Source organism: Streptomyces sp. HSW2009, assembly GCF_040240285.1.
GTDB lineage: Bacteria > Actinomycetota > Actinomycetes > Streptomycetales > Streptomycetaceae > Streptomyces.
Genome location: NZ_JBEHZD010000365.1, coordinates 1 through 8,432, shown reverse-complemented (window position 1 = coordinate 8,432; position 8,432 = coordinate 1). Strand labels below are relative to the sequence as shown.

Annotated in this window: 7 protein-coding genes; 3 read left to right on the top strand and 4 right to left on the bottom strand. The window is 75.3% G+C overall.

Annotation, left to right across the window (positions count from 1 at the left end; genetic code table 11):
• Positions 1–144 precede the first annotated feature (144 nt).
• Complete coding sequence (locus AAHZ94_RS23510) at positions 145–1,602, top strand: carotenoid oxygenase family protein (protein ID WP_349994979.1); 1,458 nt, start codon at positions 145–147, stop codon at positions 1,600–1,602.
• Positions 1,603–1,764: 162 nt separating this feature from the next.
• Here AAHZ94_RS23510 and AAHZ94_RS23505 read toward each other — a convergent pair whose 3' ends face one another.
• A complete protein-coding gene (locus tag AAHZ94_RS23505) occupies positions 1,765–2,640 on the bottom strand; it encodes a maleylpyruvate isomerase family mycothiol-dependent enzyme (protein ID WP_349994977.1) in 876 nt (291 codons plus the stop codon).
• A 303-nt stretch (positions 2,641–2,943) separates the two neighbouring features.
• On the opposite strand from AAHZ94_RS23505, the gene AAHZ94_RS23500 reads away from it, so the two are divergent.
• On the top strand, positions 2,944–3,840 hold the full coding sequence (locus AAHZ94_RS23500) for a polysaccharide deacetylase family protein (RefSeq protein ID WP_349994976.1): 897 nt from the start codon (positions 2,944–2,946) through the stop codon (positions 3,838–3,840).
• A gap of 318 nt (positions 3,841–4,158) precedes the next feature.
• On the opposite strand, the gene AAHZ94_RS23495 is transcribed toward AAHZ94_RS23500, so the two are convergent.
• The gene (locus AAHZ94_RS23495) at positions 4,159–4,890 is read right to left on the bottom strand and encodes a LuxR C-terminal-related transcriptional regulator (protein ID WP_349994975.1); all 732 of its coding nucleotides are present in this window, start codon (positions 4,888–4,890) and stop codon (positions 4,159–4,161) included.
• On the bottom strand, positions 4,887–6,149 hold the full coding sequence (locus AAHZ94_RS23490; protein WP_349994974.1) for a PspC domain-containing protein: 1,263 nt from the start codon (positions 6,147–6,149) through the stop codon (positions 4,887–4,889). The genes AAHZ94_RS23495 and AAHZ94_RS23490 overlap by 4 nt, the downstream gene beginning before the upstream one ends.
• A gap of 321 nt (positions 6,150–6,470) precedes the next feature.
• On the opposite strand from AAHZ94_RS23490, the gene AAHZ94_RS23485 reads away from it, so the two are divergent.
• Positions 6,471–7,160, top strand: coding sequence for a hypothetical protein (locus tag AAHZ94_RS23485; protein ID WP_349994973.1), 690 nt, complete (start codon positions 6,471–6,473; stop codon positions 7,158–7,160).
• Positions 7,161–7,665: 505 nt separating this feature from the next.
• Here the strand turns inward: AAHZ94_RS23485 and AAHZ94_RS23480 are convergent.
• The gene (locus tag AAHZ94_RS23480) at positions 7,666–8,418 is read right to left on the bottom strand and encodes a serine/threonine kinase C-terminal domain-containing protein (RefSeq protein WP_349994972.1); all 753 of its coding nucleotides are present in this window, start codon (positions 8,416–8,418) and stop codon (positions 7,666–7,668) included.
• Positions 8,419–8,432 lie beyond the last annotated feature (14 nt).

Here is an 8,432-nt window from a genome sequence, read left to right as displayed (position 1 = left end):
GGGGCTGCGCGGGCCGCGCGCCCCCCCCCGGGGGCCGGGGGGGGGGGGGGGGGGGGGGGGGCGGGGGGGGGGGGGGGGGGGGGGGGGGGGGGGGCGGCTTCGGCCAGTGCCGCGCCCGGGGCCCGGCGGGGCGCGGGGACGGGCGTGCGGCCCGCGGGGAGCGCGGGGCGGGGCCGCCGGCCCTTCCTCGAAGGCGCGTACGCACCGGTGACGGAGGAGGTCACCGCCCACGACCTGCCGGTCGTCGGGCGCATCCCGCGCGAGTTGGACGGCCGCTACCTGCGCAACGGGCCGAACGTGCTCGGGCTCGAAGACCCGACGGCGCACCACTGGATGCAGGGCGAGGGCATGGTGCACGGCGTGCGGCTGCGGGCCGGGCGGGCCGAGTGGTACCGCAACCGGTGGGTGCGCGCCCGGTCGGTGGCGCAGAAGCTGGGCGAGCCCTACCCGTGGCCGGAACCGGCCGCCGACTTCGCGGCCAACACGCACGTCATCGGCTTCCAGGGCAAGGTGCTCGCGCTCCAGGAGAGCGGGCCGCTGCCGTACGAGCTGGACGAGGAGTTGCGTACGGTCGGCCCGTACGACTTCGGGGGCTCGCTGCGCGGCGCCTTCACCGCGCACACCAAGTACGACGCGTGGGCCGATGAGCTGCACGCCGTGGCGTACGACGTGACCTGGGGTTTCGTCCGGCATCTGGTGGTGGACGGGGCGGGCCGGGTGGCCAGGTCCACGGACGTGCCGGTGGCTGACAGCCCGATGATGCACGACTTCGCGCTGACCGAGCGGCACGTGGTGCTCTTCGACGTGCCGGTGACCTTCGACGCGGAGGCCGCGGCGCGCGGCGAGTCGGTGCCGTACACCTGGAATCGGCGGCACCCGACCCGGATCGGGGTGCTGCCGCGCGAGGGCGGCAAGGTCCGCTGGTTCCCGGTGGAGCCCTTCTACTTCTCGCACACGCTCAACGCGTACGACGACGGCGACCGGATCGTGGTGGACGTCACGTCGATGCCCGCGCCGTTCTACGCCGCGGGGAACGGCAGGGGCGGCCCGGCCGCCGCGGGGCCGCCGACGCTGCACCGCTGGACGATCGACCTGCGGCACGGGCGGGCGGTGGAGCGGCAGTTGGACGACCGGCCGCAGGAGTTCCCGCGGCTGCGCGAGGACCTGGTGACGCGGCCCCACCGGTACGCGTACACGGCCTTCGCCGCTGACATGTGGCGGGCCTACGGCGGGCTCGGCGACACCCCGCCCGACCACGCCTTCACCAACACCCTGATCAAGCAGGACCTGCTGCGCGGCACCAGCGAGGTGCACCGCTTCCCGCGCGGCGCGGCGGTCAGCGAGCCGGTGTTCGTACCGCGGGAGCCGGCCCCCGGCGCGGGCCCCCGGCCTGGTGCGGCAGGTCACGGGCGCGGCCCTGGGCACGGCCGGCGGGAGGACGACGGCTACGTGCTCGCGTACGCCCACGACCCCGACCGGGGCGCGACGGACCTGGTCATCCTGGCCGCCCAGGACTTCACGGCCGCGCCGCTGGCCCGCGTCCAACTCCCCGTACGGGTGCCGCTGGGGTTCCACGGGAGCTGGGTGGCAGACCCGGCGTAGCCACGGCACGGGGCCCGGGCGGCCTCGCTCCCGCCTCCGCCCTCGCGCGCGGGGCGCCGGACGCACGGAGCACACACGGCGCATGGGCCACACGCGGCGCACGGCGTGCCCGATGGCGACCGTCCCACGCATCCTGATCCTCCCCTCCCCCGCTCCGGCGCCCTAGCCGAAGCTGACGCGGTCCAGCCAGAAGTCGAGCAGGGCGGTGTCGCCGGTGATCCGGACCTCGGGGCCCGGGGCGGGTGGGCGGCGGCGGTAGACGATCAGCAGCAGGTCGGTCAGCGGGGCGTGCAGGGTGACGGCCGCGGGCTCGGCCGAGCGGCGCCAGGTGATCGCCCCGCCGGTGAGGTCCACCAGCCAGTCGCGGCCGGCCCCGGCGGTGGCCGGCAGGCCCGTGACCGCCGAGTCCGTGGCCGGCAGATCCGACGCAAACGGGCCCGTGGCCGGCAGATCCGTGGCATGCAGGCGCAGGGTGCGGCCCGGGCCGAGCAACTCGCGCTGGGCGGGGTGGACATCGAGCATCATCGGCAGCGAACCGAGCTCAAGCCACTCCTCCAGCGCGTCCCGGCCGACCTCCGGGTCGAGCGCGTACGCGGCGCCGATGGCCAGCTCCGCGTCGGCCCGGTGGATCACCGTCTCGTGCGCGAACCGCCGGGCGAAGAACGCCGCGGTCCGGCCCGGGACGGGCGTCCACCCCGCGGCGTCGGGGCCCGCCTCGCGCAGCGCGTCCGCGAGCCCGCCCGCGCACTCGGCCAGCCAGCCGTCGAGCTCGGCGGCGTCCTCGTTCCCGTACGGAGTCAGGTCGCGGAAGTGGTCGTCGGGCGGCGGCGCCGCGGCCCGGGTGCGCACCAGCTCCTCCGCCCAGCGCTGGCCGCCGCCGAGGTGCCGGAGCAGTTGGCCCACGTTCCAGCCGGGGCAGGAGGGCACCGGGGCCGTCATGTCGGCCTCGGTGATGGCGGCCCGCAACAGGCCGGTCTGGACGACGATCTCTTCGCAATAGCGGTCGTGACTCAACCGGCCGCGGGTCAGGGAGTCCATGCCGGCACGCTAAGCGAGGCCACTGACAATCCTGGCCCACAACACTTCGGGCCCGCGCCCCCGCCGCACCCCTGCGGCGCCCGCACCACGCCCGCACGCCCCGGGCCCCACGCACACGGCCCGGCGCCTTCTCCGCGCCCCGCCCCGGCACCGCCACCCACCTCCAGCACGGCAGCCGCCGCACGCTCCCGACCCGGAGCAGCCCCGGGCGCCCGGGCCCCGGCGGGCCACAGGTCGCGGCCGGATAACGGCAGGAGGGGGCGGTATGAACATTGTGTATACCTGACTTATACAGTTCTCCGCATGCGCTCTGAACCTGTCATATCCGGCACGCCCGCCGCCGCGGAATCCGCCCCGGCCGCGCCCGCCGCCCCGGCCACCGCGGCCAGCACGGCCGCAGCGCCCGACGGCGCGGGAGGACGGCGCTCCCGGCGGCGGCTCGGGGCGTCCGGTACGGCGGTGGCGGCGGCCGGGGTGCTCGCCCTGTCGCTGGCGCTGAGCGGCTGTTCGTCCGAGCAGGACGACGCGACCTCGCCCGCCTCCGCGCGGTCGAGCGCCGGCGACGACGCCAAGGGCAAGCTGGGCTCGGTGGACTGCGCGAAGGCCAAGTGCATCGCGCTGACCTTCGACGCGGGCCCCGGCAAGGACACCGGGAAGCTGCTGGACACGCTGAAGGCGAAGAAGGTCCCCGCGACGTTCTTCCTGCTCGGCAAGAACCACGTGAAGAAGCACCCCGACCTGGTGCGCCGGATCGCGCAGGAGGGCCACGAGGTGGCCAACCACACCTGGTCGCACCCCCGGTTGACCGATCTCAAGCCGGAGCAGGCGCGCAAGGAACTGTCGCTCACCCAGGACGCGATAGCCGAGATCACCGGGCAGAAGCCGACCCTGATGCGCCCGCCGCAGGGCCGGACCAACAAGGACGTCTCCAAGGTCAGCAAGGAACTCGGGCTCTCCCAGATCCTGTGGAGCGTCACCGCCAAGGACTACTCCACGACCGACTCGAAGCTGATCACCAAGCGGGTGCTCGACCAGTCCGACCGGGACGGGATCATCCTGCTGCACGACATCTACGACGGCACCGTCCCGGCCGTCCCCGGCATCATCGACGCGCTGCACAAGCGCGGGTTCACCTTCGTCACGGTCCCCCAGCTCATGGCGCCGGCCGTGCCCGAGCCCGGTACGGTCTACCGCCCCTGAGACGGGCGCCGGGAGCACCAACCCCGCGTGCGTACGCGCGCGGGGTTGGTGCAAGAGGTAACCCCAGGGCCGGTCTGATACGTCTCCCGTACGTGTACGTGTACGTGTACGTGTACGTGTACGTGTACGTGTACGCGCGCGAGGCCGGTGCTGGGCGTCGGCTACCGCCTTCGACACACCCCATCGCGTGCGTACGCACCCGGGACCCGCTGGCCGTGCCGGCAGCCCGCCCAGCCGCGGGCCAGCGGCCGTACAACCTCCGCTACCGGACAGCCAGACGGCACCGTACGACCGAGCGGCCACCCAGCCCGCCGCCGCTCAGACCAGCCGGCGAGCCGTCGCCCAGCGCGTGAGTTCGTGGCGGTTGGAGAGTTGGAGCTTGCGGAGCACCGCCGAGACGTGGGACTCGACCGTCTTCACCGAGATGAAGAGTTGCTTGGCGATCTCCTTGTACGCGTAGCCGCGCGCGATCAGCCGCAGCACCTCGCGCTCGCGCTGGGTCAGCCGGTCCAGGTCCTCGTCGATCGGCGGCGCGTCGGTGGAGGCGAAGGCGTCGAGCACGAAGCCGGCGAGGCGGGGCGAGAACACCGCGTCCCCGTCCCGTACCCGGAAGACCGCGTCCACCAGGTCGGCGCCGGTGATGGTCTTGGTGACGTAGCCGCGGGCGCCGCCGCGGATGACGCCGATGACGTCCTCGGCCGCGTCGGAGACCGAGAGCGCCAGGAACCGCACCGGGTTCGTCGCGTCGCTCATCAGCGCCGTGCTGCGGCGCAGCACCTCCACGCCACCGCCGCCGGGCAGGTGCACGTCCAGCAGCACCACCTCGGGGCGGGTGGCCGCGATGACCGAGACGGCCTGGTCCACGTCGGCGGCCTCGCCCACCACTTCCACGCCGGTGCGGTCGGTCGCCCCGATCTCGGCCTGCACGCCGGTGCGGAACATCCGGTGGTCGTCGACGAGGACGACCCGTACGTGCCGCTCCCCCTCGCTCGCGCCACCCGTGCCGCCGATGCCGCCACTGCCGCCGGTGCCCGTCACGCCTTCGGTCATGTCGCGACCCTCTCCATTTCGAGTTCCACTTCGGTGCCCCCGTCCGGCGCGGAGCGCAGCCGTGCCGTGCCGCCGTTGCGCTGCATCCTGCCGATGATCGACTCGCGGACGCCCATCCGGTCGTCGGGCACCGCGTCCAGGTCGAAGCCGGGGCCGCGGTCCCGTACCGATACGAAGACCGTACGCCCCTCCACCTCGGCGAAGACCTGCACGGCGCCGCCCTGGCCACCGTACTTGGCCGCGTTGACCATCGCTTCGCGCGCCGCCTGCATCTGTGCCACCAGGCGTTCGTCCAGCGGGCAGTCGCCGACGCAGACCACCTCGACCGGCACCCCGTGGTAGTCCTCCACCTCGGCCGCCGCGCGTTTGACCGCGTCGGCGAGGGTGGCCGGCTCGTCGGCCTCGTCCTTGCCGCGGCCCTCGGGCCGGTTGAGCCAGGCGCGCAGTTCGCGCTCCTGGGCCCGGGCGAGACGGGTGACCTCGCGGGAGTCCTCGGCGTTGCGCTGGATCAGGGTGAGCGTGTGCAGCACCGAGTCGTGGACGTGGGCGGCGACTTCGGCCCGCTCCTGGGCGCGGATGCGCATCAGCCGCTCTTCGGACAGGTCCTGGGCCATCCGCACCAGGTACGGGCCGGCCAGCAGCGCGATGCCGACCACCACCGCGAGCGCCGCCTGGAGCACGGCGCCCAGGTGCCGGGCCGAACCCTGCATCACCGCGATGCCGGTGGCCCCCGCGCACACCAGCACGACGCCGGCCGCGCCGCGGGCCAGCGGCAGCACCCGCTTGCTGCGGCTGAGTTGCACCCACTGGGACCGCCGCGCGTTGTCCGCCTGCCGCCACACCAGCGCGACGCCCGCGCCGATCAACAGCAGCGGCCACACGTACGCGTTGGCCCGGCCGAGTTCGAAGCTGCTGACGAAGATGGCCATGCCGGCCACCACCGTGATCAGGGCGAAGATCTGCCCCTTCTCGGGCCGCCTGGCCAGCAGCCTGCGCTTGCCGTCGGGGCCGGTGACCGGGGCGGGCCTGGGGGCCTCGACGCCGCCGACGCCCAGCGGTACGACGAACCAGAACAGGGCGTACAGCAGCACGCCGAAGCCCTCGGCGAGCAGCATCGCCGCGAAGACGATCCGCACCCAGGAGACCGGCAGCCCGAGGTGCCCGGCGAGCCCCCGGGCGACGCCGCCGAGCATCCGGCCTTCCGCACTGCGGTAGAGCTTGCGCAGGGGCGGTTCGGCGGGGGGCGCTGCGGCGGTCATGCCCCCGATCGTCACATGCCGGGCCCGGCGCGGGCATCAGGGCTGTCCCTGATGCCCGTCTCGGGGCTGGTCAGGGGGACGGCGGGCGCTGTGACGTGGCCGCCGTGAGTCGGCCGCCGTGAGCCGGCCGCTGCGGCGGGCTGCGCGCCGGGCGGGCGAGCGGTGCCGGGCGGGTGCGCCGGGGTTTGCCCTCCGGAGCCGGGCGCGGCCCCTGCGGGACAACGGCGCTGCCCCCACCGTGTCCCCCGCGCGCCTGCCGCGCCCCGGCCACCGGCGGTAGACAGGGAGCCGGCGGCAGTTCGACGGAGGGGGCTGGGGCCCGTGCGCACCCACCGCAGGACCGTGCCGGGCGACCGGCGTGAGGAGGCGGGCCGGCCCGGCGCGCCCCGGCCGGCGGTCGAGCAACGGCCCGCCGGCGGGCGGGGCCTGCTCGCGCTCCAGGGCGCGGTCGGCAACGACGCGGTCCTGCGGATGCTGCACCACCCCGAGCAGCCCACCGTCCAGCGCACCCACTTCGAGCCGGGCGACCAGGTCACCGCCCACCCCGGGTTCAGCGTCACTCTGGACGCGGCGCTGGGCGGCACGGCCATCGGCACCTTCAGCAGCCAGACGACCGCACAGTCCCGCAGCGACCACGCCGAGGACCAACTCATCGACGAGTTGGAGAGCGCCCTGCTGTTCGTGGGCGGGGGCAGCGCGGCCACCACGAGCGCCCTGGCCGCCGGCCAGACGGACCCCGCCACCGGCCTCACCACGCACCAGCTCGTCATCAGCAACCTCACGGCGAGCCCGTGCTCCCACCGGCAGGGCACCAGTACGAAGGTGGACAAGGCCGACGGCTGCGCGGAACGCCTCATCGACCTGGCCACGAACGGGATCGCCACCCACCGGTTCCAGATCAGCATCACCGCCGACCGCCTCTACAAGCCCCAGGTGGAGGGCGCCCTGGAACGTTCGCAGCGCGCCGTGGACGACATGCGCGCGGCGGGCATCGCGGTACGGGTGGGGTAGGCGGGGCGGGCACCGGCCCGGGGGCCCCGGGGGGCCCCGGCCGCCCGCCCCCCCCCCCCCGGGGCGGCCCCGGCCGCCCCGCGGCGGGGGCGGGGGGGGGGCCCGCGGGGCGGGGTGGGGGGGGGGGGGGGGGCCCCGCCCCGGGGCCGGGTGGCCCCCGGGCCCGGGCGCCAGGCCCCCGTCAGCGGGCATCGTCGTACGCGGCGAGCAGGCGGAACCCGGCCGTGCGCCGGGCATCGGCTCGGGCCGGTCCCCTCCGTCGGCCGCGGGGTCCGGGTGGGGCCGGTACGAGATGGCGGTGCTGGACGCCCGGCGTGGGGACGCCCGGCGAAGTCCCGCCGCCGCGGGGCTGGGTTGCACAGGCCGCTGCGGGCCCGGCGCGGGGAAGCCCGGGCCGCCCGCCCGAACGGCCGGCGGTCGGGTGGTGGGGCGGCGCTGACGGCGCCGTACCGCACGCGGGGCGCCTGCGCCGGCCGGCCGGTCCGCCGACCGGGCCCACCCGGGGCTAGCCCGCTGCGCCCCCGGTCTGCTTGAGGTCGTCCGCCGTGTGGAAGCTGTCCTTGATCACGTCGAATATGGGCCGGTACTCCGACCAGTTGTCGCTCGGCCCCGAGACGTAGATCGCGTACTCCTCCTTGCCCTCCTCGCCGAAGCCGAGGTCGATGCCGCGGAACGTCCTGGCCGCGCCCTCGAAGGAGAACTCCCAGATGGCGGCCTCGGCGCCGCGGAAGGTCGTGCGCTGCATGCGCAGCCGCTTGAGCGAGGGCTCGCGCTCCTGCCACTGCGACTCGACCTCCTCGAAGTGCTTGAGGTGGTCGTCGGCGGCGAAGTCCAGCACGTTGATCTTGATGCCGACCTTGCCGGTCGGGTCCACGTAGTCGACCTGTACGCCGGTGCCCGCCTTACGGGTCCAGCCGTCGGGCACCGGGAAGGCGACGCCCAAGTCCTCCTCGCGCACCAGGTGGTAGCCGGCCGGCACCGGCGACGGCTTGATCCGCGGGGTCTGCTTCCCCGGACCGCCCTTGGTGGGCTTGGCCGGGCCCGGCCCGTCGCTCTGGCTGGTGCCGGGCCGGCCGTCGTCACCGTCGTCGTTCCCGACCAGGTAGACGACGACGGCACCGGCCACGGCCGCGGCGACGGCCACCGCGATCGCGCCCCACAGCGTCGCGGCGCCCCCCCCCCCGGGGGGGGGGGGGGGCGGGTCCCCCGTTCGCCGAGAACCAGTAGGAATACCGGCCCCACACTCGACGGATACCATTCCCCGCGACCCGC